This window comes from Crocosphaera sp. UHCC 0190, assembly GCF_034932065.1.
In the GTDB taxonomy this organism is placed as follows: domain Bacteria; phylum Cyanobacteriota; class Cyanobacteriia; order Cyanobacteriales; family Microcystaceae; genus UHCC-0190.
The window spans coordinates 381,004-407,250 of sequence record NZ_JAYGHP010000003.1 but is presented as its reverse complement, the minus strand read 5'-3'; the positions used below and the strand labels follow the sequence as shown (position 1 = coordinate 407,250).

26 protein-coding genes are annotated in these 26,247 nt (G+C 38.6%); 13 read left to right on the top strand and 13 right to left on the bottom strand.

Going from position 1 to position 26,247, the window contains the following annotated elements; genetic code table 11:
* Nucleotides 1-226 precede the first annotated feature (226 nt).
* Both VB715_RS07540 and pheA read left to right on the top strand, forming a co-directional pair.
* A complete protein-coding gene (locus tag VB715_RS07540; protein ID WP_323300570.1) occupies nt 227-2,356 on the top strand; it encodes an ATP-binding protein in 2,130 nt (709 codons plus the stop codon).
* 40 nt (nt 2,357-2,396) lie between these two features.
* Entirely contained in the window at nt 2,397-3,263 is an 867-nt protein-coding gene (pheA, locus tag VB715_RS07535) for a prephenate dehydratase (protein ID WP_323300569.1), read from the top strand.
* 1 nt (nt 3,264) lies between these two features.
* Here pheA and VB715_RS07530 read toward each other — a convergent pair whose 3' ends face one another.
* Nucleotides 3,265-3,903 carry an LON peptidase substrate-binding domain-containing protein gene (locus VB715_RS07530; RefSeq protein WP_323300568.1) on the bottom strand — a complete coding sequence of 213 codons (639 nt, stop codon included), beginning with the start codon at nt 3,901-3,903 and terminating at the stop codon, nt 3,265-3,267.
* Nucleotides 3,904-4,416: 513 nt separating this feature from the next.
* Here VB715_RS07530 and VB715_RS07525 point away from each other — a divergent pair.
* A complete protein-coding gene (locus VB715_RS07525; protein WP_323300567.1) occupies nt 4,417-5,028 on the top strand; it encodes a neutral zinc metallopeptidase in 612 nt (203 codons plus the stop codon).
* Between the two features lie 251 nt (nt 5,029-5,279).
* Here VB715_RS07525 and VB715_RS07520 read toward each other — a convergent pair whose 3' ends face one another.
* Complete coding sequence (locus VB715_RS07520; protein WP_323300566.1) at nt 5,280-7,589, bottom strand: heavy metal translocating P-type ATPase; 2,310 nt, start codon at nt 7,587-7,589, stop codon at nt 5,280-5,282.
* A gap of 154 nt (nt 7,590-7,743) precedes the next feature.
* On the opposite strand from VB715_RS07520, the gene VB715_RS07515 reads away from it, so the two are divergent.
* Nucleotides 7,744-8,103, top strand: a complete 360-nt coding sequence (locus VB715_RS07515) for a hypothetical protein (protein WP_323300565.1) — start codon at nt 7,744-7,746, stop codon at nt 8,101-8,103.
* Between the two features lie 60 nt (nt 8,104-8,163).
* Nucleotides 8,164-9,363, top strand: coding sequence for a DUF4336 domain-containing protein (locus tag VB715_RS07510; RefSeq protein WP_323300564.1), 1,200 nt, complete (start codon nt 8,164-8,166; stop codon nt 9,361-9,363).
* A gap of 13 nt (nt 9,364-9,376) precedes the next feature.
* Here the strand turns inward: VB715_RS07510 and VB715_RS07505 are convergent, their stop codons facing one another.
* From VB715_RS07505 to VB715_RS07490, 4 genes are all read right to left on the bottom strand, one after another.
* Complete coding sequence (locus VB715_RS07505; protein WP_323300563.1) at nt 9,377-10,333, bottom strand: sensor domain-containing diguanylate cyclase; 957 nt, start codon at nt 10,331-10,333, stop codon at nt 9,377-9,379.
* 124 nt (nt 10,334-10,457) lie between these two features.
* Nucleotides 10,458-11,381: a TIGR01777 family oxidoreductase gene (locus VB715_RS07500; RefSeq protein WP_323300562.1), complete on the bottom strand. Its 924-nt coding sequence runs from the start codon at nt 11,379-11,381 to the stop codon at nt 10,458-10,460.
* 24 nt (nt 11,382-11,405) lie between these two features.
* Nucleotides 11,406-11,780 carry a photosystem II reaction center protein Psb28 gene (gene psb28 / locus VB715_RS07495; protein WP_323294368.1) on the bottom strand — a complete coding sequence of 125 codons (375 nt, stop codon included), beginning with the start codon at nt 11,778-11,780 and terminating at the stop codon, nt 11,406-11,408.
* A gap of 118 nt (nt 11,781-11,898) precedes the next feature.
* Complete coding sequence (locus tag VB715_RS07490; protein WP_323300561.1) at nt 11,899-12,012, bottom strand: PetM family cytochrome b6-f complex subunit 7; 114 nt, start codon at nt 12,010-12,012, stop codon at nt 11,899-11,901.
* A 152-nt stretch (nt 12,013-12,164) separates the two neighbouring features.
* Here VB715_RS07490 and pdxA point away from each other — a divergent pair, with 152 nt between their 5' ends.
* The 4 genes from pdxA to VB715_RS07470 all read left to right on the top strand — a co-directional run bounded on the left by pdxA (nt 12,165) and on the right by VB715_RS07470 (nt 16,840).
* Nucleotides 12,165-13,313 carry a 4-hydroxythreonine-4-phosphate dehydrogenase PdxA gene (gene pdxA / locus VB715_RS07485; protein ID WP_323300560.1) on the top strand — a complete coding sequence of 383 codons (1,149 nt, stop codon included), beginning with the start codon at nt 12,165-12,167 and terminating at the stop codon, nt 13,311-13,313.
* 30 nt (nt 13,314-13,343) lie between these two features.
* Nucleotides 13,344-13,472, top strand: a complete 129-nt coding sequence (locus VB715_RS07480; RefSeq protein ID WP_323300559.1) for a hypothetical protein — start codon at nt 13,344-13,346, stop codon at nt 13,470-13,472.
* A gap of 509 nt (nt 13,473-13,981) precedes the next feature.
* Entirely contained in the window at nt 13,982-15,784 is a 1,803-nt protein-coding gene (locus tag VB715_RS07475) for an EAL domain-containing protein (protein WP_323300558.1), read from the top strand.
* A gap of 156 nt (nt 15,785-15,940) precedes the next feature.
* A complete protein-coding gene (locus VB715_RS07470) occupies nt 15,941-16,840 on the top strand; it encodes an amino acid ABC transporter substrate-binding protein (RefSeq protein WP_323300583.1) in 900 nt (299 codons plus the stop codon).
* A gap of 51 nt (nt 16,841-16,891) precedes the next feature.
* On the opposite strand, the gene VB715_RS07465 is transcribed toward VB715_RS07470, so the two are convergent.
* Complete coding sequence (locus VB715_RS07465) at nt 16,892-18,499, bottom strand: SpoIID/LytB domain-containing protein (RefSeq protein WP_416336914.1); 1,608 nt, start codon at nt 18,497-18,499, stop codon at nt 16,892-16,894.
* Between the two features lie 375 nt (nt 18,500-18,874).
* On the opposite strand from VB715_RS07465, the gene VB715_RS07460 reads away from it, so the two are divergent.
* On the top strand, nt 18,875-19,081 hold the full coding sequence (locus VB715_RS07460) for a hypothetical protein (RefSeq protein WP_323300556.1): 207 nt from the start codon (nt 18,875-18,877) through the stop codon (nt 19,079-19,081).
* A 94-nt stretch (nt 19,082-19,175) separates the two neighbouring features.
* On the opposite strand, the gene VB715_RS07455 is transcribed toward VB715_RS07460, so the two are convergent.
* From VB715_RS07455 to VB715_RS07440, 4 genes are all read right to left on the bottom strand, one after another.
* Entirely contained in the window at nt 19,176-19,349 is a 174-nt protein-coding gene (locus VB715_RS07455) for a hypothetical protein (protein ID WP_323300555.1), read from the bottom strand.
* A 236-nt stretch (nt 19,350-19,585) separates the two neighbouring features.
* A complete protein-coding gene (locus tag VB715_RS07450; RefSeq protein ID WP_323300554.1) occupies nt 19,586-20,194 on the bottom strand; it encodes a Uma2 family endonuclease in 609 nt (202 codons plus the stop codon).
* A 38-nt stretch (nt 20,195-20,232) separates the two neighbouring features.
* A complete protein-coding gene (gene thiD, locus VB715_RS07445; RefSeq protein ID WP_323300553.1) occupies nt 20,233-21,042 on the bottom strand; it encodes a bifunctional hydroxymethylpyrimidine kinase/phosphomethylpyrimidine kinase in 810 nt (269 codons plus the stop codon).
* A gap of 8 nt (nt 21,043-21,050) precedes the next feature.
* Nucleotides 21,051-21,590, bottom strand: a complete 540-nt coding sequence (locus VB715_RS07440; protein WP_323300552.1) for an NADPH-dependent FMN reductase — start codon at nt 21,588-21,590, stop codon at nt 21,051-21,053.
* A gap of 630 nt (nt 21,591-22,220) precedes the next feature.
* Between VB715_RS07440 and VB715_RS07435 the strand changes: the two genes are divergently transcribed.
* Together VB715_RS07435 and VB715_RS07430 are read left to right on the top strand one after the other, a co-directional pair.
* The gene (locus VB715_RS07435; protein ID WP_323300551.1) at nt 22,221-23,036 is read left to right on the top strand and encodes an SDR family NAD(P)-dependent oxidoreductase; all 816 of its coding nucleotides are present in this window, start codon (nt 22,221-22,223) and stop codon (nt 23,034-23,036) included.
* A 207-nt stretch (nt 23,037-23,243) separates the two neighbouring features.
* Nucleotides 23,244-23,702: a DoxX family protein gene (locus VB715_RS07430; protein WP_323300550.1), complete on the top strand. Its 459-nt coding sequence runs from the start codon at nt 23,244-23,246 to the stop codon at nt 23,700-23,702.
* Nucleotides 23,703-23,809: 107 nt separating this feature from the next.
* Here VB715_RS07430 and VB715_RS07425 read toward each other — a convergent pair whose 3' ends face one another.
* Nucleotides 23,810-25,012, bottom strand: a complete 1,203-nt coding sequence (locus tag VB715_RS07425; protein ID WP_323300549.1) for an HhoA/HhoB/HtrA family serine endopeptidase — start codon at nt 25,010-25,012, stop codon at nt 23,810-23,812.
* Between VB715_RS07425 and VB715_RS07420 the strand changes: the two genes are divergently transcribed.
* Complete coding sequence (locus VB715_RS07420) at nt 24,974-25,282, top strand: hypothetical protein (protein ID WP_323300548.1); 309 nt, start codon at nt 24,974-24,976, stop codon at nt 25,280-25,282. The two genes, VB715_RS07425 and VB715_RS07420, sit on opposite strands and share 39 nt — an antisense overlap.
* Here VB715_RS07420 and VB715_RS07415 read toward each other — a convergent pair.
* The gene (locus tag VB715_RS07415) at nt 25,248-26,243 is read right to left on the bottom strand and encodes a succinylglutamate desuccinylase/aspartoacylase family protein (protein WP_323300582.1); all 996 of its coding nucleotides are present in this window, start codon (nt 26,241-26,243) and stop codon (nt 25,248-25,250) included. The two genes, VB715_RS07420 and VB715_RS07415, sit on opposite strands and share 35 nt — an antisense overlap.
* Nucleotides 26,244-26,247: the final 4 nt, after the last annotated feature.

The following is a 26,247-nucleotide window of genomic DNA, read 5'->3' as shown; positions in this document are numbered from 1 at the left end:
AAACGGTGAAAAAATACATAACGGAACAATCAGGAGGACGGAATTAATCGATGCTTCGCAGTTTATTTACTGGTCGCCATTCATCCCCACCCTATAGAGGGATGGGGAATTCTGGCGACATTAAGTTAATGATAAGAGATTATGGGGGCTAATTGTATGTCATCATTATCAACCAAAATGGATCGATCATGAAACCAGAAAAGCTTGTGAGTTTTTGGGACAATTTATGTCCTTAGAGATCTTCAAGTATCAACAAGCAGAATTAAATGTGTATCGACAACAAGTCAATACTGTTAGCTTTATAATTGAGGAACAATCAACAATAGAAGGCAATTTCAAGAAAATAATTATCGATAATAATGAGCAAAATTTACTACGGTTATTTCAAGCTCATGGAATGGCAATTTCTTTAGGTGATCAATTGAATTTATATGGAGAAACCCCGCCTAAAGAATGGACAGAAAACCTACTAAATTGGTTAAAAGAGCATCATAGAGACGAAATTTTTAGCAGTGATTGTTTACAAAAAATCTATCCCCCTGCTGTAGATTATGTTTCTCAAGCTAGTGGGTTATTAGGGATTTCTATTTTTGTTAATGAAGCATCTTATCATATTCTTTGGTTTCGTCCTGAAATTATTCAAACTGTTAATTGGGGAGGTGATCCCAATAAACCTGTTACTATTGATGATGATAGGGTAATATTATCCCCGCGAAAATCTTTTAAACTTTGGAAAGAAACCGTTAGGGGTCAATCTTTACCTTGGAAATTTGTGGAAATTGAAGCGGCACAATTATTAAGAAATAGTCTCATGTTAGCAGTCTTAGAAATTTCGCAAGCTGCCCTATTAGAAGCCGCTAAAAAAGCAGAAGTTGCCAATAAAGCGAAAAGTGAATTTTTAGCTAATATGAGTCATGAAATTCGCACACCAATGAATGCTATTTTGGGGTTTTGTGATCTCTTAAAAAATGAAGTTACAGAACAAAAATCCCGCAATTATGTAGAATTAATTTCTGCGAGTGGTCAGTCATTATTAGATTTAATTAACGATATTTTAGATTTTTCTAAAATAGAAGCAGGGAAATTAGAGATTCATGTTGAGTCCTTTAATCTTAAGAGATTAATTGAAGAGATTAAAAATATATTTGAACAGAAAGCAATTCAGCAAAACTTATTCCTGCTAGTAGAAATTGCAAAAGAGGTTCCTGAATGGATTATTTTTGATGAAGCAAGACTGCGACAAATCTTATTTAATGTAGTGGGAAATGCGCTAAAATTTACGAAAGATGGCTATATTAAAATATCCGTTAGTTGTCACCAAGATAAGACAGATAATTTTAGCCATAATAACACCATCGAGTTGATTTTATCCATCGAAGATACAGGAATTGGCATCGTAGAAGACCAACAAAATCGAATATTTGAAGCCTTTAATCAAAGCGAAGGACAGAGTAATCGTAACTATGGAGGAACAGGATTAGGATTAGCTATTACTCGACGCTTAACCGATATTTTAGGAGGGAAAGTTGAACTCAAAAGTCAATTAGGAAAAGGCAGTATTTTTAGTTTTACTTTTCCTAATGTTCCTGTTTCTGTTAAAATAGCAAAAGAGACAATTATTGCTATCACTGATGAGAATTTAGAGCAATTTATTAGTTCCACAATTTTAGTGGTGGATGATGTCCAATCAAATTTAGATTTAATGGAAGCCTATTTCCAAGAAACTAGCCATAATTTATTATTTGCGAGAGATGGAAAAGAAGGATTAGAAATTGCTAAAATATATCATCCTGATCTAATTTTATTAGACTTAAGAATGCCAGGTTTAGATGGTCATCAAGTAGCTAAAGCCCTTAAAAAAGATCCCTATACCCAAAACATTCCAATTGTGATTGTAACAGCATCTGCCTTTCAATCCCAAGAAAGAGATGCGCTGATTGAATTGTGTGAAGGCTTTTTAAATAAACCGATTTCTCGTCCTGAATTATTGGTAATTCTCAAAGAAATATTGCCCCTTAAATCCTTGAATAAAAAGCAGCAAGAGAATGAAATCAAGACTAATATTAATAATATTAATTTGCCACTTAAAACTAATCATGAGCCAGTTTCTGAAGACTTACTTAATCAATTGCGTCAAGAACAAGAAAACCTTTATTCTGAACTATGTAGAACTATGACTTATCGAGAGATTAAATCCTTTATTGCCAGATTAGAAAATTGGGCTAAAGAATATCAATGTCAAACCTTAAAAACCTATGCTACTAAATTAGAGCAGCAACTTAACAATTTTGACTGGGACTATCTTTCTCAAACCATTAAACAATTCCCAGAAATTATCAAATCTCTTGAAACTTAAAAAAGCATAAACTGTAGATGAAATCATTTAATTATTGCTTATGGTAATTTCAATTGCTCATCTTGGCCCCACGGGAACCAATGCAGAAACCGCCGCTTTAGCTTACGCCCATTGGTTAAAGCAAGCCCAAGGACAAAAAGCCTTATTATGCCCTTATCCCAGTATTGCTCAAACCTTACATTCTGTCGCTCAAAAAGAGACAAAAACAGCAGTGGTTCCTGTAGAAAACTCCACCGAAGGCAGTGTGGCCACTACTTTAGATACTTTATGGCAACTCGATCGCCTGAAAATTCAACAAGAGTTAGTCTTACCCATTACCCATGCCTTTTTTTCGCGGGGAACCTCCCTAAAAGGCGTTAAAACCGTTTATTCCCACCCTCAAGCCTTAGCCCAATGTCAACAATGGTTACAGCAACAGCTACCCACAGCGACACTGATTCCGACCAATTCTACCACTGAAGCCCTACAGCAGATTAACCTAGACCCCACATCAGGAGCGATCGCTGCTCCTCGGGCCGCTAAACTGTATCATGTTCCCATTCTCGTCAACCTGATCAACGACTATCCCGATAACTGTACCCGATTTTGGGTAATGACCCTTGCTCCAACTCCCACCGTCTGTAGTCGCATTTCTTTAGCCTTTAGCGTCTCTGAAAACGTGCCAGGATCACTAATGAAACCCTTACAAGTCTTTGCGGAACGACGGCTTAATTTAAGTCGCATTGAATCTCGCCCCACCAAGCGATCGCTGGGTGAATACATTTTCTATATTGATATTGAGGGAAACATCGAGGATGGTTTGATTGCTGAAGCCCTTAATGAGTTACAACATTATACAGAGGTAATTAAAATCTTTGGGAGTTATCCCGTTTTATTCCTCAAAGAGAGGGATATTGCTCAGCTTTAGCTTAATTAAGCACATCTTTAAGGGCAGTCCGAGCCGCGAGATGGTTACGGGTAGAGGTTAAAATTTCCGCTTCGCGCTGCAACCTAGCGGTTGTTTTCTGCATTTCCAAGAGTGCTTGTTGTTCTTCTGCTACACCATACAAGTTTCCTGCTACCCAATAAGATAATTCCACCGGAAGATCAGGTAAATCATCCGGTAACTCAATTTTTTGATCCGTTAACTTGCCAGAAAGACGCACCACATCTTGTAATAACTGCTCTACCTCACCAGCCAGGGGATAAAGATCCTCTGTTGTTGGTTGATCTTCCATCCATTCTACTAAACCCACACGATAGGGCTTTTCTCGGACATATTCCAAGAGGCGAAACCTTTGTTGTCCCAAGGTTAAGACCTTGATGCGATCATCTGGTAAGCGTTGGGAGCGAATTACCTCAGCACAACAGCCTACTTTAGAAATTTCGCCGTTGGCTGGATTTATCATTAAGACCCCAAAACGGCGATCGCCTTCTAATATAGTGTTCATCATCATCCGATAGCGAAATTCAAAGATATGCAGAGGAAGAGGACGACCAGGAAATAAAACGACTTCAGGTAAAGGGAATAAGGGAAGTTCTCGGACTGCAAGAGAAGAAGATGCCATGATTTTTGAGCGCACGTCTAAGCTGTTACTTAATACTGTAGCTGATTTTCCTCAATTAGATAAGGTCTTTGGGATCAGTAAAACTCTGATCATGTACATCTTAAGTGCTTAGTTTCGAGGCTTTTGTCTTCTGCGACCAAACCCTAATAAAAGGAGAATACTCACACCGAATAGACTCAAACTGTTGCTAGATTTTAAATGATTTAAAATGAGAATTAAGTTTTATTTACACTTAAAAAAATTGATAAAAATAACAGACTAATTTCATTTTTATCAAACGGCCTTAACAATCACTTCATAATCCTTCGCTGTTCCTGAACTATCATGTGAAAGTAGGGATGTGTGGTGAGAAATACCGCTACAGGTCAGGCAAAAGGCAAAAATAAACTGTAAAAAGGTTTCAGCTTTTATTAATGTCCTAACCTTGATGGGTAGTGTTATGTAGGGTAAAAAATAACCCCTTAATTTTATAGCTATTAGTCAGAAAAAGTCATTAAAACCGACACAATAACGATGAACAAACAAATTACAGTGGGATTAATTGCCGCTTTAATCGGATTATGTCCTTTCCAACCCGCTCACGCTGAGTGGGATCATCCCACATTATCGGCGATGAGTGAAGGCCTAGACGCATTTTGGGGGTCATTTTTTGACAGTTTAGGCGTTCAATATACTTATCCCGTTGTCTATTCCCATGATAGAATGGAACCAACTCCCTGCGGCCCGGCAATGTTAGCCCATTATTGCCCTAAATCTAATAGTATTCATCTTAATATCGATCAAATGAACCGCTTAGTTCATCAGGTTGGAGATTCTGCGGCTTATTTTTCCCTTGCTCATGAATATGGCCATTCAGTCCAAAGACATTTGGGTATTCTCAAAAAGGAGACTCCTTTAGTTACTTTAGAGTTACAAGCTGACTGTTTAGCAGGGGCATTTTTTGCGGCTACTAACTATGTGGGACTTCTCGAACCTGGGGACTTAGAAGAAGGAATCATGACGGCGATGATGACCGGAGATTATGATTATAAACATAGCAGTCATCATGGTACTCCCCAACAACGAGCGCGATCATTTTTAAGTGGATTTCATCATCCTAAATCTTGCTTTTTAAAGTCTTCTTAACTTTTTTTAAACATAATGTGGTAATCTCCCTATCTATACCTTGTATTTTGATAGGAATAACCATGAATCAACTCTTGGCCAAAATCATTTAGGTTTATTGGCATTAGGAATGTCGGGAGCTAGTTTTCTGATTAAGAAGAAAGAATCTGGGAATGGAAACGGCTTTAACTAAGCAGGAAGCTTACTTAAGAAAATAAAAAATCATTAGTTTTTTATCAGAATTGTTGCTGAAATATCTCAGCAACAATTGCCTAAATTTTGCTCGGTTGAAAATGACGTAAACGCAAGGCATTTGTTACCACAGAAACGGAACTAAAAGCCATTGCTCCCCCAGCAATCATCGGATTCAATAATACCCCAAAAATAGGATACAAAATCCCTGCGGCAATGGGAATTCCCAAAGTATTGTAAATAAATGCAAAAAAGAGATTTTGACGAATATTCCTCATTGTGGCGCGACTTAATTGAATTGCCGTGACAATACCCTTTAAATCCCCCGAAATTAGGGTAATATCGCTGGCAGCCATGGCCACATCCGTTCCTGTACCGATCGCAATTCCTACATCCGCTTGAGCTAAGGCAGGAGCATCATTGATACCATCTCCTACCATGGCCACAATTTTTGAGCGAGATTGCTGAATTTGCTTAATTTTAGCCGCTTTTTCTTCAGGACGCACCTCCGCAAAGACATGATTAATTCCCACCTCACGGGCGATCGCATCAGCCGTTTCTTGATTATCTCCCGTTAACATAATCACTTCTAACCCCATTTTTTTGAGGCGTTTAACCACTTCCACTGATGAAGGTTTGACTGCATCAGCAATGGCAAATAAGCCCGCTATTTCTCCATTAATTGCCATCCAAGGGGTCGTTTTTGCTTGGCTTTTCCATTCCTGGGATTGAGATAATAAAGCATCAGTTTTAATGCCTAAATTGTCAAACCATTTTTGAGTGCCAATTTGAATTAATTTTCCTTCTATTTTACCTTGTACCCCTTGCCCACTAATGGCTTCAAAGTCTTCAACTTTAAGCAAGGGTTCAGAGATGCCTTGGGACTTGGCATAATTAACAATTGCTTCAGCTAAAAGATGCTCTGAATTCTGTTCAATAGATGAAGCTAATTGTAATAAGTTTAACTCATTATTATTAGCAATTCCATCAACAGTAATATAATTAGTAACGGTGGGCTTCCCTTGAGTTAATGTACCCGTTTTATCTAAGACAATTGCGTTAATTTTATGAGCTAATTCTAAACTATCAGCCCCCTTAATTAAGATGCCGTGTTCTGCACCCTTACCTGTTCCTACCATGATTGAAGTAGGAGTTGCTAACCCAAGCGCACAGGGACAAGCAATAATTAAAACACTCACAGTTGCTACCATTGATAAGGTTATATTTCCGGTAAAAACAACCCACATAATAAAGGTAATTACCGCAATTGTTATCACCGCAGGTACAAACCAACTGGTCACACTGTCCGCTAATTTTTGAATCGGGGCTTTACTATTTTGAGCCTCTTCGACTAATTGCACAATTTGAGCTAATACAGTATCTTTCCCTACTCTTTGCGCTTTAAATTTAAAACTGCCTGTCTTATTAATGGTTGCCCCAATAACTTCATCTCCTAACTGTTTTTTTACAGGAATTGATTCTCCCGTTACCATTGATTCATCAAGAGTAGATGTCCCTTCAATTATCTTCCCATCAACGGGTATTTTTTCCCCTGGACGGACTAAAATAATCTCGCCAATTTTAACATCTTCTACGGGAAGATCTAAGGTTTCTCCTTGACGAATGACTCGCGCTGTTTTGGCTTGTAATCCCATCAAATTACGAATTGCTTCTGATGTTTTACCCCTAGCCCGATTTTCTAATAATCTACCCAATAAAATTAGGGTGATAATCACAGAAGCAGCTTCATAATAAACATCAGCATTGAGTCCTTGAGAAGCAAAAAAATTAGGAAAGAATGTGGCAAATAAAGAGTACAAAAAAGCGGACCCAGTTCCCAAAGCAACTAAGGTATTCATATCAGAAGTCCGACGCTTCAAAGCTTTGAATGCCCCTGTATAGAAAGATTGACCGCACCACACAATGACAGGAATACTCAGAATTAATTGTACCCAAGCATTATGTAACCAGTGGGGAACAAAGGGTATCGATAAACCAGTCATCATCGGTAAAGAGCTAATAATTAAAATTAAACTAATGACACCGCCAAACATCACTTTACGGGTTAATTCTTGTTGTCTCGCTTCCTGTTTCTGTTTTTCTAAATCTTGTCCTTCCTCAGTTTTCGTTTCTTCCCAAAGATAAGCTTGATAACCGGCCTCCGTCACAGCTTGTTGAATTCTTGTCAAGGTGGTTTCTTGAGGATTATAGTCTACTATCGCCTTTTCTAAAGCAAAATTAACGTTACATTTTTTAACCCCTGAAACTTTATGAATCGCCGTTTCAATCGTAGTTGCACAAGTAGCACAACCCATTCCCCCCAAGCGGAGAGTTTGCTGTGTTAAAGTTACATCTATATGAGAAGATTGATGGAGTGGATGAGTTTTCATGACTTATGTCTCTCATTAGTTGCTTTTATGATAAAGCCTCTCCCCGACTGGAGAGTCAAGACAAATTCCCCTAAAAATCTAAAGCATTCATAAAGAATAGGGGGGTCATCCAAACCATTACATACAATTCGACCAAACACACTTTTAATCAGCGATGAAAATTATAAATAAAGTAAAGATTTTAGCTGCTTTTACTACCCTAGTTTTAGCATTCGGTAATCAATCTGCTTTTAGTTCTGATCTATCCCAAAATCTCCTTAATCAGCCTGAGAATGAAAAATCAGATGGGACTAAAACCGAATTTATCCAAGCCAACGCTTTTATTCCTTCTTCGACTAAGGCCCTACAAGTCAATGATTCCTTAATCCATGTTCCCGTGCCTCAACCCTTAATTATTTTATGTGTCTTGGGATTAGCCGGATTAAGTGGTTTTTTAAAGCTGAAGATAGCTCAAGCAAAATATCAGCAAATTGAGGAAGAAACCTATGAATTTCCCGAATTAGTGAAACATTAAATCATTGCCACCGAAACCCGCTATAATTTCCTAAATATTGGGAATTGGGGGGATAATTCAGTGGGCAGCCCGGAACAGAGAACAAAGACACAAACAACTGATGTCCCGATTCGTTCTCAAGATTTGTCCTGGCCTTTTTGGCCGGTAGTACCCCTTTATCCCTATGGTAAACGGCGGACTCTCCGTAAAGAAGTTGTTAAGGATACAATTTGGACATTTGAACAACTCCAAGGTATTCTTTATGTCGTTGTTCCCATTCGCATGACGGTGGTGAAACTCGCATCAGGGGGGCTTTTAGTTTATGCTCCCGTTGCACCAACCCCAGAATGTCTTCGTCTGGTCAATGAGTTAGAGGTGAACCACGGCAATATTAGATACATCATCTTGCCCACGGTTTCCGGAATCGAACATAAAGTTTTTGTTGGCCCCTTTGCCAGATGTTTTCCCCAAGCTCAAGTGTTTGTCTCTCCTGATCAGTGGAGTTTTCCCCTAAACTTACCCTTAAGTTGGTTAGGGTTTCCTCTCGGACGCACTCAGGAACTGCCCTTAGATAGCCGTCAGACTCCCTTTGCGGATGAATTTGACTATGAAATCTTAGGGCCGATTAATTTGGGACTAGGGCCCTTTGAAGAAGTTGCTTTTTATCACAAGCGATCGCAAACTTTATTAGTCACAGATTCTATCATTTCTATTCCCCAAAATCCCCCTGATATTGTACAAATTGATCCTTATCCTTTGTTATTTCACGCCCGAAATAATGGCTTAGAAATTATTGAAGATACCCCAGAAAACCGTCTCAAAGGATGGCAAAGAATTGTTTTATTTGCCCTTTATTTTCGTCCTGGGGCTTTAGGGGTAGTCAAGTGGGGACAGGTTTTAAAAGATGCCCTAAAATCCCCTGATCGTTCTCCTAAAGCTTATTTTGGCCTATTTCCGTTTCAATGGGATGATCAGTGGAAATCTTCTTTTGAGAGATTACAGCACAATCATTTATTAGTTGCGCCTATTTTACAAGGGGTCATTTTTAATCGAGGGAAATTTGAAGTATTAAGTTGGGTTGACAAGGTGGCAAAGTGGGGCTTTAAACGCATTATTTCTTGTCATTTCACCGCCCCAATTGAAGGAAATTCGGCACAGTTTAGAGAAGCATTTGATTTCCTGCGTCATGATCACAAAACCTTAGAAATAGAAGATTTTGAATTAATTCGAGACATTGATAAAACCTTAACAAAACGCGGCATTACTCCCCCTGTTAAGTGACGAGTTGAAAAGATTAAAATAAAGTCTGGTTTCTGCCATTCTTTTTAGCTTTATATACCATAGCATCTGCCTTGTTTACCATTTTTTCTAATGAGCCTTCTAAAACCGATGAAATACCGCAACTAATTGTTACTGAAATTTTATTTGTTTGGTATTCAAATTTATTTATTTCTAACTCTTTTCTAATTCTTTCGCAGACTAATATAGCATTTTCCAAATTGCAATTAGTCAGTAATATACAGAATTCTTCTCCTCCAAAACGAGATACAATATCAGCTTTCCTGGTATTTTTTATTAATATTTTTGAAAACTCTTTTAAAATAAAATCTCCCCCATCATGACCATAATTATCATTTATGTTCTTAAAAAAATCAATATCGATCATTGAAATTGACAAAAAGAGATTCCTTCTTTTAGCATTCTGGTAGAACTTTTCACCAACAATAAAAAAATATCGTCGGTTGTATAATTGTGTCAACCAATCTTTATTGGCTATATTTTCTAATTCCTGATTTTTGTATAGGAGAGCAAGATGAGTTTCTATTAATTCTTTTAATTGAAGTATAAGTTTTTCGTAAAGTTGAGAATAATGATTCTCTTTACTATCAAGCACACAAATTGTCCCAAAAACTCCACCATCAGGAAGGATTAGCGGATAACCTAGATAAGATACCATTCCCAGTTTTATATCTGGATTATTTTGCCATTTCTCATCTTGCTTAGCATCAGGAATAAGCAGTTTATTTTTTGTCTTAATAACAGTTTCACAGTATAATCCAGAACAGGTTAAATGTTCCTTATCCCCTACGTGATAAGGGTTATATTCTGTCTCACTTGACACAAGAACTTCAATATCTGAACCGTTTATTCTCATAATCAGTCCAGCAGGAACATTGATCAGTTCTGCCATAATGTTTACAATATTTTGCCACTTTTCTATACACTGTTTGTCAATTGTGAGATCTTGCATAATACTGTAAACTATCCCATCTCATAGTATCATTTTTGAGATATAGTTATGACATTGAAAATCTAACCCTTTTCCTATTTGCCTGCAAATTTACCGAATAAACTGATACGAAAACTCTGGTAAATTACATTTGAGGAACAATATCCATTAAAGCTGATTTGAGAGTTGGGTATTGATATTCAAAGCCTAAAGCTTGGGTTTCTTTTGGTAAAACTTGCTGTCCTTTTAAAACAACAATTGACTCTTCTCCTAATAAAAGTTCTAAGGCAAAATCAGGCACAGGCAACCAAGAAGGTCGATTCATAACTTCTCCCAAAGTTTGACATAATTGATTCATTCGCACAGGATTTGGAGCAGTTGCATTAAAGGTTCCCTTAATTCCTGAACGAGTCAAAGACTCTTTAATTAACCGAACTAAATCATCAATATGAATCCAAGAAAACCATTGACGACCATTTCCTAAAGGGCCACCCGCAAACATTTTAAACGGCGGAATCATCTTAGCTAATGCCCCACCATCTCCTAAAACAATCCCAAACCGTAAAATTACCAAACGAACGTTCGTTTGGGTCAGTTGTTTCGCTTCTGTTTCCCAAGCTTGACAAACTTCTGCTAAAAAATCATCCCCAGGAAGGCTATTTTCGTCAAAGGTTTTGGTTTCGCTAGTGCCATAATAACCAATGGCTGAGGGATTAACTAAAACCGAGGGTTTAACCTCAGCCTTTGCAATCGCTTCTACAATTTTTCTTGTGCCTAATTGACGACTTGCTAAAATGGCTTTTTTATGCTCAGGAGTCCACCTTTCAGCAATCGGTTCTCCTGCCAAATTAACCACCCCATCACACCCTGAAATCCTCTCTTGCCAATCTCCTGATTCCGTAGGTGTATAGGCAACAATTTCCAGATTCGGAAAGCTAGAAGCCGGATAAATTGTTTGGGCATGATTAATATTTCGGGTAAAAACTAATAATTCATGACCCTCATTTTTTAAAGCGTTAACTAATCGTTGACCGACAAATCCGGTTGCGCCTGTAATTGCAATTTTCATGGAATAAATGATGAATTAAACTAACTATTTTTGGCTATCTTGATAGCTCATCCCGTTTGCTTCTGCATAACGAGTCATAAAGCGCATAAAACGTTCCCAATGGTCGTCTTGTTCAATCTCAAAGCCACATTCAACCTGCTTGAGATCATCCCCTTCATCCCCTCCCCAAATAATTCTTAAAGAGGAAGGTTTTACACTAATTTCTCCCTCACTATCAATTAACCGTAAATCCCCATAGGTTTGTGTCGTATAACTTTTAAACTTTTCGAGGGATTTTAACTTTTCAAAAATCAGTAAAACATTACGAATACCCTTTTCTTTACTGCGGCGTAAACTCACATTACTTAATTCTTCAGAAATACCGACAAAAAATTCGATGGAAGGAGTAAGATCAGTCATAATTAAAACTTGAAGTCATGACAGTGACTTCCCTCAATGGATTCAAATTTAGAATGTCAAAAACAATTGTTAAATTAGGAGGAGAATAAAAACATTCTTCCTCCCAAGGATTAGCCAGTTATTCGGCTTCTCCTCCTTGAATTTTGAGGAGAAGAAATCCCCAAGCCAAACCAACAAGTACCAAAACCATTAATAAAATAGCACCATTAAACATCATACTTTCTGCTGTCATTTTGGTTCTCCTAAGTGAGTGAATAAACTAAGATAATTGCTTGATGATTTCAGCCTATCATTGAAGTTACCCAAAAGGGAGATACTTACAAACCCTAAACTGAAATTAACTCATCATTACAGTATTGTAAAACACCCAGGCAACATAACCCGATGAAATCCTTCACTCTTATCACCCCTAAACGTCCCCATTTAGCCCTGACAATGGGCGATCCCGCCGGAATTGGCCCAGAAATCATCCTTAAGGCTTTAGCTGATCCCACCCTGACAGAAACCTGGGATTTAACGGTTATTGGCACGCGATCGCGGCTCTTACAAACCTACCAAAAATTATCGAAAATGGGGTTGACCTTGGCTGATCCCGATACCTTTTCTATTCTAGACATTCCTCTAGATCCTAGCACCCAAGCTCAGATTATCCCAGGCCAAGGCAATGGAGCCAGTGGGGAAGCGAGTTTTGCCTATCTTGACACCGCGATCGCTCACACCCTGAAGGGGGAATTTCAAGGTATTGTCACTGCCCCTATTGCCAAATCTTGTTGGAAGGCCGCAGGGTATAATTATCCTGGACAAACGGAAGTCTTGGCAGACAGGGCCGGAGTTAACAAGTTTGGGATGTTATTTGTAGGGCGATCGCCTTATACGGGTTGGATCTTACGCACCTTATTAGTCACCACTCACATTCCTTTAAATCAAGTTGCTCAAACTTTAACCCCGAACTTAATGTCTCTGAAACTAGACTTATTAATTAACTGTTTACAAGAAGATTTTGCCCTAAAAAATCCGAAAATTGTTATTGCTGGTTTAAACCCCCATAGTGGGGAAAATGGACAATTAGGAACAGAAGAAAAAGACTGGTTATTGTCTTGGTTAGAAACAGAACAAAAACAACGCCCCAATCTGCAATTAATAGGCTTAGTTCCCCCTGATACCATGTGGGTAAATCCGGCGAAAGCTTGGTATGGAAATTTTTCTAAAGATGAGCAAAAAATTGATAAATTAAGCACTGAATCAAGTTTGATAGTTAATAATTCAGCCGATGCTTACTTAGCCCTTTATCACGATCAGGGTTTAATTCCGGTTAAATTAATGGCTTTCGAGCAAGCAATTAATACAACCATTGGCTTGCCATTTATTCGGACTTCTCCCGATCATGGAACCGCTTTTGATATTGCAGGAAAGGGCATTGCTAAAGCCACCAGTTTGAAAGAAGCGATTAAATTAGGGGCTGAATTAACTCAGCAACGACTGACAAAAATACGATGTAAGCATTCAGCTATCAGCCGTCAGCCATCGGCTTAAAACTAACGCAAAGATAAGGAGGATTTTACATTGAGAAACTTTAGAGAATATGATCTTAAGTTACTCGAAGCCAAAAACTATGAATCCCTATCATCGAAAGTGACTGAGATTAAACGAATGCTTACCGCTTTCATTCAAAAGCTGAATACTGAACGCTGACGGCTGAATGCTTACAATACGATAGAAATTGAAAAGTGGACATTAGCTAAAGACTTATGTCCACTTTTGTTCTAATGCTTAACTAATCTTGTTGAGAAGTGACTGAGATCACTGAATTAGTGAGGTTTTGATCAAACCGACATCACTTATAATCACTCATAATAAATTATAACTTTTTTAAATGTATGGCAACTGCCCCGTTTTTTAGCGATATATGTCAATAATCATGTCTTATTTTGAGCAAAAAGAACTAGATAAACAACCTATTTTATTGTTATTAATCCTGAAGAAATATCGAAAATTCATGCCATGTTTCTTAAACAAATTACATAATATTAGATATTTTTTCTGTTATTGATGACAATATTAAGGGAGAAAAGATTAGATTTTTCTGTTTCCTATTGACCTTAAATTGAGATCCTTATCGACTAACCTTCGTTGCTGTTGTTATCACGAGATCTCATCGATGAGATTCCCTTATTTCTGCTAGAATCTACCTAAATAATATCATGAATAATTTTCAAGAACAAGCTCGCCATATCATCATTATTGAAGACAGAAAATACCGCCAAACAATTTGTTTACAAGAAGAAACCTATTCTATTGGCAGACATCCCCAAAATTCAATTGTCATTAATTCTTACCAAGCATCCCGTCATCATGGTACATTAATGCGGCGCAAAAATCGCATGACTAACGAGTATTGCTACTGGATTGTTGACGGAGATTTAGATGGAAATAAAAGCCGTAATGGGGTTTATGTTAATGGAGATAAATGCTTGGTAAAAGAGCTTAAAAGTGGTGATTTAATCAACTTTGGTTGTGAAGTAAATGCCACTTATTATGGCCTGAATGAATTGTCAAATACGGTGATTGATCTAGATACTGTAAAAACAATTGATTTTGAAAAAAATGCTTTAGAAACTCAGAATAATTTAAAGTTTTCTGAACCACATTTAGACATTGTTTCTGCTGAAAGTTTCAATCCTAAAGAGACTTTACAAGCCCAAGAATATCAAGATCCTCTCACCAAGTTACCTAACCGTATACTCTTTAAAGAATATCTTTCAATTGGACTAAAAAATGCCAATAAATCTAAATCGTCTATGGCAGTTATTTTGTTAGATATTAATCACTTTAAAGCCATTAATAAAAATTGGGGTTATCCTGTGGGTGATCAAGTTTTAGAAGAGGTAGCAAAACGCTTAAATTCTAGTCTAAGAAACAGCGATATTGTCGCTCGATGGGAAGATGATGAATTTGTTCTTCTTTTCCCTAAAATTAGTCACTTAGATGATCTTGAAAAAATCATCCAAAGGCTCATGAATAATATCAATCAGCCCATGAATATTTTGGGACATCAACTCTACTTAGAATACAGTTTAGGGCGGGCAATATATCCTCAAGATGGACAAGATACCAAAACACTTTTAAAAAACGCAGAAGTTGCCTTATTAAACCAGAAAAAAGAGATAAAAATTACCAACAATTCTTATGATTTAAGTATTGATCCTAAAGCGTCTAAATTATTAAAAGCAAAAACCATATTACAACAAGCATTGCAACAAGAAGAATTAATACTTTACTATCAGCCTCAAATCAAAATAGAAACAGGAGAAGTTTCTGGAATTGAAGCTCTAGTTCGTTGGAATCATCCAAATTTAGGTCAAATATATCCTCAAAGATTTATTCCTTTGGCTGAACAAACAGACTTAATTCTAGGAATTGGAAAATGGATTTTAAGGCAAGCGTGCTACCAAAATAAAGCTTGGCAAGATCTTGGATTACCCCCTTTTACCATTTCCGTTAATTTGTCTCCTCGGCAATTAGAACATCCTAATTTTGTTAAAATGGTTGAGCAAATTTTAGGAGAAACCAAACTCTCTCCCCATTGGTTAGAATTAGAAATCACGGAAAAACTATTATTAAATAATCCAGAAATAGCCCATCAAGTTTTACACGACTTAAGAGAATTAGGTGTTCATTTATCTATGGATGATTTTGGCAGTGGTTATTCTTGTCTTAATCATTTGCCAAAGTTTCCCTTTGGAACGCTAAAAATTGCTCAATCTTGTATCAAAGAACTAACAGAAACTCCTGAAAGTATTGCCATTATCGCTGCTGCAATTGCCTTGGGCAAAAGTTTAGATTTACGAGTCGTTGCTGAAGGCGTAGAAACTCAGCAACAACTGGACTTATTACGCAATTTAGACTGTCTAGAAATGCAAGGATATTTGTTAAGCCATCCCCTTACTCAACAAGAAGCTACCAGCTTTTTATCCTTATATCATGGTCGAGTGGTTGCTTCTTAAGCAAATAAAGAGAGGATTTACCCATTATCTATTGATTTATGCTGATTTTTGGGCAAATATGGGGCATTGCCTCTATAAAGCTTAAAGTGTGTTTACTTGAAACTTAGTCCCCATCTTTCCAGTCTATCCTACTAAAATATGCTGAGGAAAGAAATGATGGGGAAAAAATTAGTTCTATTGGTATTAACCTTACTGTTAACAACAACCTATCAACCCCCTAGTTGGGCGGGTAAAATTTTAGAAAAAATCCAACAAACGGGAGTCATTACAGCAGGAACCCGTAAAGATGCTATTCCCTTTGGCTATGTTAATGAAAAAGGGCAATGGGTTGGTTATTCTATGGATGTTCTCGAAATTATTCGCCAAGATGTTGAAAAAAAATTAGGCAAACCGATTAAACTCAAATTAGTCGAAGTCACGCCCCAAAATCGCTTTGATAAGATTAAAAATAGAGAAATTGATATTGAATGCGCCTCTAGTACATTTACTTGGGAACGGGATAAATCGGTTGATTTTACTGTGAGTTATTTTGCTAGTGGTACTAAAATTTTAGTGAAAAAAGGCAGTGATTTAGGAACCATTGAATCTTTAGCTGGTAGAAAAATAGGCGTGATTCCTAATACTACCAATGAACAAGCCATTAAACGACAACAACCTGCGGCCAAAATTATCCCCATTAAAGACAAAAATGATGGCTTAGATAAGCTTAATAAAGGTGAAATTGAAGCGATGGCAGGAGATGGCATTGTTTTACAAGGATTAAGATTAGAAAATAATAATCCCAATAGTTTGGAAGTAGTTCCAGAATTTCCCTATGTTTATGAAGCTTATGCTTGTATGATTCCTGAAGATGAATCTGCTTGGCGAGGAATGGTTAATTATAGCTTAGTGAAATTTATGGAAGGGATTGTTAGTGATCAACCGGATCAAGTAGCGATTTATGAAAAATGGTTTGGAGAAGAAAAAGGTGTGACTCCTTATTCAAGGGAAGCAATTAATGACTATTTTCAGGGAATTGTTGATAGTTATGAATGGATTCCTTTAATTGGCAATTAAATCAAAGTATTTAAGAATGTTTGGGCAAACCACAGAGGGTTTGCCCCTACTTTATTCGTTTTCGTTCCAGAAAACAATTGAATTATTCAGGGGTTGAATTTTAGTTCCTGGGTAATAAAAAGCCAGAATTTTATCGGGATTCCAACCTAATTTTGCTAAATTATAAGACCCAAATTGACTCATACCAACCCCGTGGCCAAATCCACCCCCAACAAAGGCATAACCTGTTAATTGTTTTTGTCCATTATAAATGGGATCGAGATAGAAAAGGGTACTTTTTGGGGGACCAAAAGCACTACGAACTTCATTTTTATGTAAGTCCAACATTCCCTTATCTGTTTCTATCATCATAGTCAGAATACGTCCAGAAGGAGATCTCTGTGTCACCTCCATTGATTTAATCGTTTTCAAATTAGCTAAGGGATGTTTTCGCCTTTCTAAATATTCTTGTAAATCCTTGGTTAAACTTGCTAAAGTCGCTTGTTTGTTCCAACGAAAAACATTTCTCCCTGTCTCATTAAATCCATTTTGTAAACCAATAAAATTCCGAAAATCTTGTTCATCCGCTAAGGATTTTTGGGAGAGATCCCAAATTTTTTGGGGAGAGTCAATCACCGCTTTTAAATAAGGCCGTTCATCCCCATTCCAGACATCACTAAAACTCGCCGTTACTCCCCCTGTAGTGGAAGAATAAAGGGCATCAACTAACTCATTTTCGTAAGTTAAAACTAACCCTTTGGTTGCTGCAATCGCTTGATCGGCCTTGGGACTGGTTTCACTCAAACCATAATAAACCTGACAGTGAGTATTGGCGCAAAGTTCATAATTATCTGCCTTAAACCGTCGCAAATTCCGTAAGGCATAGGTACGAGCAATAATGGTTTGTGCTTTCGCTGCATTCTCAGGTGCATTGGGGCCAATTTCGTGAGGAACAACCCCTCTAAGATAGGTTTCTAAGGGAACATCATTCACCAATGTATAGGTTCCATAAGCATTACGTTGCAGTTTTAAAATTCCCCCATAGCTCCGCGTTTTTTCCTTGGGATGACTCACTTGAATCGGGTTTTTAGCAGGAATAATTTCGACATAATCACTACTATATTGTTGACCAGCCACTGTAAAACTGGCTTGAGATTTGCTGGCTAAAATAGCCGATTCTAAGTAAGGTTGATTAAAGCCTTTGGCTTTGAGACTTTGAAGTAACCAACGACGTAATAAAGGGGTCTCATATACATCTCTTTTCGCCCAGACTTGCCATCTTTCTGGTTGAGTAACTTCGACTTTTATCCCCTTCGCTTTCCATTGGTTAGCACTATCTTCTGCGGTTTCAAAAGTCGCATGATCGCTGAGAACAATATATTCTTTAAGTAAAGATTGGGGTAAGGACTGTTTGATAACATTGAGGGTGAGTTGGTTGCTAGACAGGGTTTGCGTCTGTCCATTAGGGCCTTGAAACTTGATCGTTAAAGTATCGCCATTGGTAGCAGCAATGGACATCTTTTCTTTTTCAGCTTCCCCAAATCGTTGTATGATTCCCACCTGTAGCTCAATATCTTTCGCCATTGCGGGGGGACTGAAGACTCCTCCCACGAGCAGAGGAAGGGAAAACAGGGTAATTAATAAGTGTTTGCCCCTAACGGGTTGATGAGTCTTGGTCATTTGCATATTGAGCTATATAAATAGGTTCGCTGTTTTACGCTTTGTTATTGTTTATATCAGAATCTGCTGAAATCAGCATAGATTAGTCAGATGACTAGGGTTGATCGTTTAGGATCATGATAGCTAAGAGAATCCCTAAAGTGTCGAAACTGCCTGACGTACTTCTGACCAGATTTGTTGCATTTTCTGTATTTTCTCCGGTTTACTATATTTTTAAATATTTGTTAAGATTGATGTAAGGGCGATTTTTCTGCTTGCTGGCTTGATTCATTTTTTCCGAAAATCTGGAATAGATGGCAATAGCTTTGTAGATGTTGTCAACAGCAACCAAGCTTGATAGCAACCAAAACGGACTTCAGTTAAGAGGGTATGACAATGATTAATTTAAGCGAAGTTTATCAATTGATTCAGAAAATTGAAACTGGAGATCTTTTGAGTAGTGCTTTTGCACGACAAAAAGCATCAGATATTTTAGCCACAAAAACTATTGATTTGAAGATCAGACAAACTTTGGCTGATCAGTTAAATCAACTTAATTTACAGTTGGCTTTACATAAAGCGGTTGCTGATGATAGTTATTAACTAATTTAATTCGGCAAAAGTTAAAATGATTTAGAATAATCCTAGACAACATTATTGTTACGTCTAGGATTATTTTTATAACATAGTTAACAGACTAATACACCTCATCATGAGAACTTAAATTAAGCAATAAAATAGCTTCTTCTTTAGCTTCAGGATTTTCGATATACTCAAAGAATTTAATTAATCTAGCTTTTCTTTCTTTAATACCAGCCACATCAGAAACGAAGTCAGCAGCCCCAAACAGTTGATCGAGATTAAACATCATTAACGCCCCAGTTAATATATTAGTGACTTTTATTATTTTCGGTTCTTAGGGATTAATAATCAGTGATCCCGATCACATCAACCATCTCATCTAATAAATATGTCTCAAATTTAGCTATTTTTAGGAAAACTGGCTCTACCGAACCTAGGATGTAAAACGATTAAAAATTACAAGCTTAAAATTAGCCTGTATTCATTTATTAATTTTACATGGCAAGTTCGGTAGAACCGGAAAATTTACGCACAAAAAATATGTTTTGCAGTAACTTTTAACTCTGAAAAAGTGGGTGAAATAATCTCATCATCTCCTCGATAAGCATTCATTTTATAAGTTCCTTGATCATCCAAAATACAAACAAAAATAGTAGGTTCTTTGGGATTTCCTAAATAATAACGACTGGCAACTGCAAGATAATCAACAATCCAATATTCTGCAATACCAAATCGTTGATATTCGGCAAACTTATCAACATAATCATCTTCCCAATTAGTTGATACTACTTCAACAGCAAGTTGAGGGGGATCAATAAGTGCTGCGTAAGAAGTTGGATAGGACTCCCACAAGGTTTTATTGACAACACTAACATCAGGATGACGACCTTGTTCTTTGCCATTTTCTGTTATTGTTTTAATGACAATTCTACCAGAAACCCAGTAATTTAAAGAGGCTCGTTTAACTTCTTCCTTGAATAAATCCGTAATATATTCTGCGATGGTTTCATGTTGTCTGGTGGGTAAGATTCGCACAATTTCTCCATCAATTAACTCATAGCGATATTCCTCATCAGGAAGTTGAGTAATAAACTCCTCAAAGGTTAGTTTCGATTTAAGTTTAGTGGTTGTCATGGAATTATAAATAATAGATTTTGAGATTAATAATCAAATTATAACAAGGGGAAAAAGTGACCCACCGGTCCCGTTCCCTTGCCAATATCAAGAGAATATTTAAGGGCAGTCGTCACATAAGTTTTAGCGTCAACTACAGCTAAATAAGGCTCTTTTCCTAATGCTAAATTAGCCGCGATCGCAGCAGAAAGGGTACACCCTGTCCCATGATTATTCTTGGTTTCAATGGTTTCTGTGCTTAAAATTTCCCAAGTTTTGCCATCAAATAAAACATCAACCCCCTTTAATTCTTCCGTCATACCTCCTCCTTTTACTAACACAAACTTCGCCCCTAATTGATATATTATTTCAGCCGCTTTTTTCATATCATCTAGGGTATTAATCGTTAAACCACTCAATATTTGGGCTTCATAGCGGTTAGGTGTGACAATTAAAGCTTTGGGGATCAACTCATCTTTTAAAGCGGCGATCGCCTGATCATCTAATAATTTAGCCCCTGTTCGAGATACCATCACCGGATCAACAACTAATTGTTGAATTGACCAGTTTGAGACTGCTTGCGCTACCGTTTTGATAATTTCTGAATTGAACAGCATCCCCGTTTTTACCCCCTGCGCCCCAATATCGACCATAACGGCTTCAATTTGCGCCTTAACCATCTCGACACTCAGGACAAGGACTTGAGTGACACCAAGGGTATTTTGAGCAGTGACACAGGCGATCGCACTCGTTCCATGAACTTGATGAAAGGCGAAAGTTCGTAAGTCGGCCTGAATTCCCGCACCTCCACCACTATCTGATCCCGCAATAGTTAGAGCAACAGGGGAAGAAATTTGATGGCTTTTCATCGCTTTTTTCAAGATCTTAGCTTTCTAGTATTTTCCACTAAACTCATGGCAAAATGATCAAACCGTTCTGATAATTTTTCATCCAATAGCTTCCCTTCTTCATTAAACGCTTGCCACGCTTGGCCAATGGCAATTTGTTCGGGAATTACCCAACCATGTACCCAGCGCATAATTACTCTTAAGTCATTGAGGGCATTACTATTCGGTTGTCCCCCTAACACACTGATTAAACCTGTGACTTTTCCCGATAATTCCTCAAAACTCATCAAATCTAAGGTATTCTTGATGACCCCGCTCACACTGCCATGATATTCTGGGGTCGCTAGAATTAATCCGTCAGCAGCTTTGACGGTTTGACGCAATTTCTCTACATCAGGATATTCGGGATATTCCTTCCCTCCATCACAAAAGGGTAGATTTATTTCCCGTAAATCCAGAAATTCAACTTCTCCCCCTAATGCTTCTACTCTAGTAATGGCTACTTGAATGGCTTTGGCACTATAAGAGTTGGGGCGTAAACTCCCATTGATGGCAGCAAATTTGACCATAGTTTTTACTTTACCTTAAGTAAAGTCATAACGACTATGTTTAAATTAACAGACAAGATTAAGTTTTGTCAACCCAGAAACAGCAAAAGGTCAGTCAGGGCGGGGAGTATGAAGATTTGTTGCCAATTTTTGAATTAGGTGGTAAGCTATGTATAGTGAGGTCGGCTTAGTCAACTCTCGTATTAAGGAGACGTACTGTCAATGCCCTACAATAACCAATACTTAGTCTCTAAAGTCGTGCTATCTGCCGAATAATTACAGAATTTTAGATACAAGACGAATGAAAGAATAAACGAGGTTTTCAACTGGCTACATTCAAGGGTAGTTCTTTCCTACAGGTCGAATCGGGGAAAGAGACTTGATGGCCAATACCAAACTTAACAGTTAAATAACCAGCCGGTTAAAGTCTGTGGCGAAACAAGCTAAGCCACCTTAGACCGCTCTGGGTTCAAGCAGATTGAGGGATCTGTCCGAATTTAGCTGAAAATCCTGAAAAACCCTTTATTCTGACTGAAGTCAACCTTCTGTTTTCTGCCCTAAATTTTTCTCTATTCTGTCCAAATCAAGTGTTAAGGATGCAATCATTATGCAGCTTAGCACCATGAAACCTTGAAAAAGGAGGTCTTCAACGTGAAATTGTTAGGAAAAACCGCCCTAGTTACTGGAGCTTCTCGTGGAATTGGGCGTGCGATCGCCCTAGAATTAGCCCAGCAAGGCATTAACCGCCTGTTATTAGTGGCCCGCAACGGCAGCAAACTAGCTGATGTCGCCGCCGATATTGAAGCGATGGGAGTAGAAGTGATCATTCTGCCCTTAGATATTACCCAACCCGTAGCAGTGAGTACGGCGATCGCTCAAGCTTGGCGAGAATATGGGCCCATTCATCTCCTCGTTAACTGTGCCGGAGTTGCCCATCAAACCTCCTTCCTCCATGCCAACTTATCCCAAATGAAAGACGAACTCTCCGTCAATTTAATGGGAACCTACAACATTACCCGCTTAGTCGCAAGACGCATGGCTAAGCAAAAAGAAGGAACTATCGTTAATGTGTCGAGTTTAATGGGGAAAATTGCCGCCCCCACCATGGCCACCTATTCTGCGACTAAATTCGCCCTTTTAGGCTTTAGCCAAGCCTTACGGGGAGAATTAGCCCCTTATAATGTCCGTGTTGTCGCCTTACTGCCATCTCTCACCGATACGGACATGGTAAGAGATTTAGACTGGTTTCGCTTTATGCAACCCGTTTCCCCGAAAAAAGTCGCCCAAACCCTAGTTAAAGGACTACAAAAAGACACCCCAGAGATTTTAGTGGGATGGGAAAGTCATTTAGCCGTGTGGTGTCAACGGTTTGCCCCTTGGTTTATTGAACAAATTACCAGAATGGCGGCCCCTCTCTCTCGGAAACCGCGATCGCCGCAATTGCGACAGGTTGAATTAATCGGATAACTGATTTTGTCTCTTTGTTTCCAGGTTATACCTGAGAACAACAAATGTATAGTGTAGGGGTCAACGGCCGTTGACCCCTACAAAGATATGTAGCTTAAATGTATACTAAATTTAATGCCTAAAAAAGCCTTAAATACCAAGGAAATAAATAGGTTTTCTAATCTTGATTTAGGATTCATTTTTGAGTAAATCAGTTACACTAAAATCATGCTTGATAGTAAAAACACCCTAACAAATCAACCCCATCTTAGTCTAAGAACCAAAGATATTGTGGCGGCTTATACCCTATTAAGAATAGTAGTTGGCGTTAATTATTTTAATCATGGATTTACCCGAATTTTTGATATTCCTGGCTTTATTAATGGGATGGTAACAACGATGCAAGATTCAGGCATTCCTGAATTGTTAGTGAGTATTAATGCGGGTTTAGTTCCTCCTGTCGAGTTAATTGTGGGGGCTTTAATCACGGTTGGTTTCTTAACCAGAAAGGCTTTAATTGCTTGTTTTATTTTGATGATTATACTGATGTATGGTATTACGATGATTCAAAATTGGAACGGAGCAAGTAGTCAATTAATTTATAATATTGCCTTGTTTATTCTCTTGGCAGGGGTCAATTTCAATCGAATTTCTGTTGATATTTGCTTAAAAAATAGACGTAATTAATTTATCAGTCGTGAGTTTAAACATGAAAAGTAAAAGACCTAAAAAATGAATTTTACCGAAAAAAAGGGGTAAGTGAAACTCACCCCTATCTAATCTACAATTAATGATTAGGATGCCCCTTGCATTTGTGCCGTCGTCACCGTTAAGTCTAACAGGCGATCGCCGCGATATAGTTTCACTTTTAAACTAGCATTAATCCCCGAATTTTCGACAATATTTTGTAAATCAGCCCCATCTTTGACCGGTTTACCATTAACAGCCACGATCACATCACCCCGACGGAATCTCGCTTTATCGGCGGGACTATTGGGAACAACTTGTACCACTAAAATTCCCTCAACTTCCGCCACCATCATCGGCGAATTAGGATTTTGATTATTTTCCCGCGCTATCTCAGGGGTAATATTTACCATTTGCACCCCAATATAGGGATGAGCAACCTTTTGTCCGGCCGCTAAGGTTTTTTCCAGGGATTTTGCCTTATTAATGGGAATGGCAAAGCCAATACCCATAGCATCAGCCCGAATCGCCGTATTGATGCCAATTACTTCCCCATTAGCATTTAAAAGGGGGCCCCCCGAATTACCAGGATTAATCGCTGCATCTGTTTGGATAAAATCGAGCCGTTTATCGGGAATTCCTGCCTTAGCCGCAGAACGACCAATAGTGCTAATAATGCCTAATGTTACCGTATTATCTAAGCCCACAGGATTACCCACTGCGATCGCCCAATCTCCCACTTGTAGGGCGTTGGAATCCCCCAAAGGCGCAACAGGTAAGGCGGCCCCATTAGGGTTAATGACAACCACGGCCAAATCCGTCACTTCATCAGTCCCTTTGACTTGCCCGTTAAAAGTTCGTCCATCTTTGAGCGTCACCGTTACTTTATTCGCATTATTCACCACATGAGCATTGGTCAGAATAATGCCACTCTCATCAATAATAAAACCAGAGCCTTGACCCGCAATCCGTTGTTGTTGGGGCGAACTAGAGCGAAACTGCTGCCCAAAAAACTCCCGGAAGAAGGGATCATCGAACATGGGATCAACTTGTCTTGTGACCACTGTTTCCGTGTCAATGCGGACAACGGCTGGCCCGGTGCGGGTTACGGCCGCTGAGACAAAGCTTTGTGTCCCGACTTCGAGGGGTGCTTTGGCCAATTCAATTGGCGCAGTTGTTATTACAGACTGTTCTTCTAAAGTGCCAGCTTGAGAGGAGAGAAAATGAAAGCCACCAAAGCAGAGGACAATACCGAGGAAAAGTCCCAGACAATGACGACCCAGTTGGCGCAACAATTTTGCAGACTTCATAGTTTTCGTAAACGCTTAAAAGGCTTAAATCAAGGGTTTTGTCAATCAAACATCATTTCTATCCTAGCAGGTTGCTCATCTATCTTAAAATGCAATGAGGATGTCAATTGTATCGGTGCTATTCATGGCCATTCTGGTTGTTGTGGTATTCCTGTTAGTCATCAATTGGATCGGGTCTTCGATTTTGGCAATCATCCCTATCTATTTATTAGATGCTTTCAATTCTTTTCTGGGTTTAATCCTGGGAATCATGGTTTTTCTGCTCCTTAGTTGGTTTTTCGGAGATTAAAGCTAAATTGACAATGGCATCGCCTTTATTAACCAAGGGGTTTTGAACATGGCCAATAACCACCCCCTGTTCAGGAGAACGAATTTTAGCCATAGTTTCGCCAAAAGCATCAGTAATAATCCCCAAACGCTGCTTCTTTTCTACTTTATTGCCTAATTTGACCTCTAAATGTAGCAACCCACTACGGGACGCTCTTACCCATTTGGTTTGAGTGATTTCCAGAGAAGTAAACTGGGTATTGGCTAAAGGGTGAGCGTACATTCCTAAGAGATCCATGACGCGCAGAATACCATCAACCCCAATTTCAATGCCATCGGGATCAAAACGGGATGCTTCTCCTGTTTCGTACAATAAAGTAGGAATTCCCTGTTTACTAGCCGCTTGACGCAGGGAACCGTCACGGGTGGTGGCATGAATCATCAAAGGTGCGCCAAAGGCTTGAGCGCAGCGATAAGTCTCGGCATCGGCTAAATTAGCCCGAATTTGGGGTAAATTAATCCTGGGTTGGGCCGCCGTATGTAAATCGATCCCGTGGGTACTGTGATGGACAATTTCCGTCATAAATAAATGAGCGAGACGGGAACCGAGGGAACCTTGGGCAGAACCTGGAAAAGAGCGATTTAAGTCACGGCGATCAGGTAAATAGCGAGATTGTTCAATAAAGCCAAAAACATTGACAATGGGGACAGCGATCACCGCCCCAGATAAATGTTTGGCCTTCAATCTTTCCAACACTTGACGAATAATTTCGACCCCGTTAATTTCATCCCCGTGAATGGCCGCACTTAACCAGAGTCTGGGGCCAGGAAATTGACCATTGATAGCAATCACGGGCAAAGAAATGGTTGTGCGTGTCGGCAATTGGGCCACGGGAATTTCTAAATGTTGCCTTTTTCCAGGGGCGATCGCCATTCCGCCAATTTCTAAGATATGGTCTGTCATAAAG

Coding starts and splice junctions, on each gene's coding strand:
- thiD (WP_323300553.1), bottom strand. CDS start 21,042: ATGAAAAGCCATCAAATTTCTTCCCCTGTTGCTCTAACTATTGCGGGA.
- VB715_RS07465 (WP_416336914.1), bottom strand. CDS start 18,499: ATGACCAAGACTCATCAACCCGTTAGGGGCAAACACTTATTAATTACC.
- VB715_RS07530 (WP_323300568.1), bottom strand. CDS start 3,903: ATGGCATCTTCTTCTCTTGCAGTCCGAGAACTTCCCTTATTCCCTTTA.
- VB715_RS07420 (WP_323300548.1), top strand. CDS start 24,974: ATGACGACCCAGTTGGCGCAACAATTTTGCAGACTTCATAGTTTTCGT.
- VB715_RS07500 (WP_323300562.1), bottom strand. CDS start 11,381: ATGAAAATTGCAATTACAGGCGCAACCGGATTTGTCGGTCAACGATTA.
- psb28 (WP_323294368.1), bottom strand. CDS start 11,780: ATGACTGATCTTACTCCTTCCATCGAATTTTTTGTCGGTATTTCTGAA.
- VB715_RS07455 (WP_323300555.1), bottom strand. CDS start 19,349: ATGATGTTTAATCTCGATCAACTGTTTGGGGCTGCTGACTTCGTTTCT.
- VB715_RS07540 (WP_323300570.1), top strand. CDS start 227: ATGTCCTTAGAGATCTTCAAGTATCAACAAGCAGAATTAAATGTGTAT.
- VB715_RS07475 (WP_323300558.1), top strand. CDS start 13,982: ATGAATAATTTTCAAGAACAAGCTCGCCATATCATCATTATTGAAGAC.
- VB715_RS07515 (WP_323300565.1), top strand. CDS start 7,744: ATGAAAATTATAAATAAAGTAAAGATTTTAGCTGCTTTTACTACCCTA.
- VB715_RS07460 (WP_323300556.1), top strand. CDS start 18,875: ATGATTAATTTAAGCGAAGTTTATCAATTGATTCAGAAAATTGAAACT.
- VB715_RS07425 (WP_323300549.1), bottom strand. CDS start 25,012: ATGAAGTCTGCAAAATTGTTGCGCCAACTGGGTCGTCATTGTCTGGGA.
- pheA (WP_323300569.1), top strand. CDS start 2,397: ATGGTAATTTCAATTGCTCATCTTGGCCCCACGGGAACCAATGCAGAA.
- VB715_RS07525 (WP_323300567.1), top strand. CDS start 4,417: ATGAACAAACAAATTACAGTGGGATTAATTGCCGCTTTAATCGGATTA.
- VB715_RS07415 (WP_323300582.1), bottom strand. CDS start 26,243: ATGACAGACCATATCTTAGAAATTGGCGGAATGGCGATCGCCCCTGGA.
- VB715_RS07520 (WP_323300566.1), bottom strand. CDS start 7,589: ATGAAAACTCATCCACTCCATCAATCTTCTCATATAGATGTAACTTTA.
- VB715_RS07490 (WP_323300561.1), bottom strand. CDS start 12,012: ATGACAGCAGAAAGTATGATGTTTAATGGTGCTATTTTATTAATGGTT.
- VB715_RS07505 (WP_323300563.1), bottom strand. CDS start 10,333: ATGCAAGATCTCACAATTGACAAACAGTGTATAGAAAAGTGGCAAAAT.
- VB715_RS07430 (WP_323300550.1), top strand. CDS start 23,244: ATGCTTGATAGTAAAAACACCCTAACAAATCAACCCCATCTTAGTCTA.
- pdxA (WP_323300560.1), top strand. CDS start 12,165: ATGAAATCCTTCACTCTTATCACCCCTAAACGTCCCCATTTAGCCCTG.
- VB715_RS07440 (WP_323300552.1), bottom strand. CDS start 21,590: ATGGTCAAATTTGCTGCCATCAATGGGAGTTTACGCCCCAACTCTTAT.
- VB715_RS07450 (WP_323300554.1), bottom strand. CDS start 20,194: ATGACAACCACTAAACTTAAATCGAAACTAACCTTTGAGGAGTTTATT.
- VB715_RS07470 (WP_323300583.1), top strand. CDS start 15,941: ATGGGGAAAAAATTAGTTCTATTGGTATTAACCTTACTGTTAACAACA.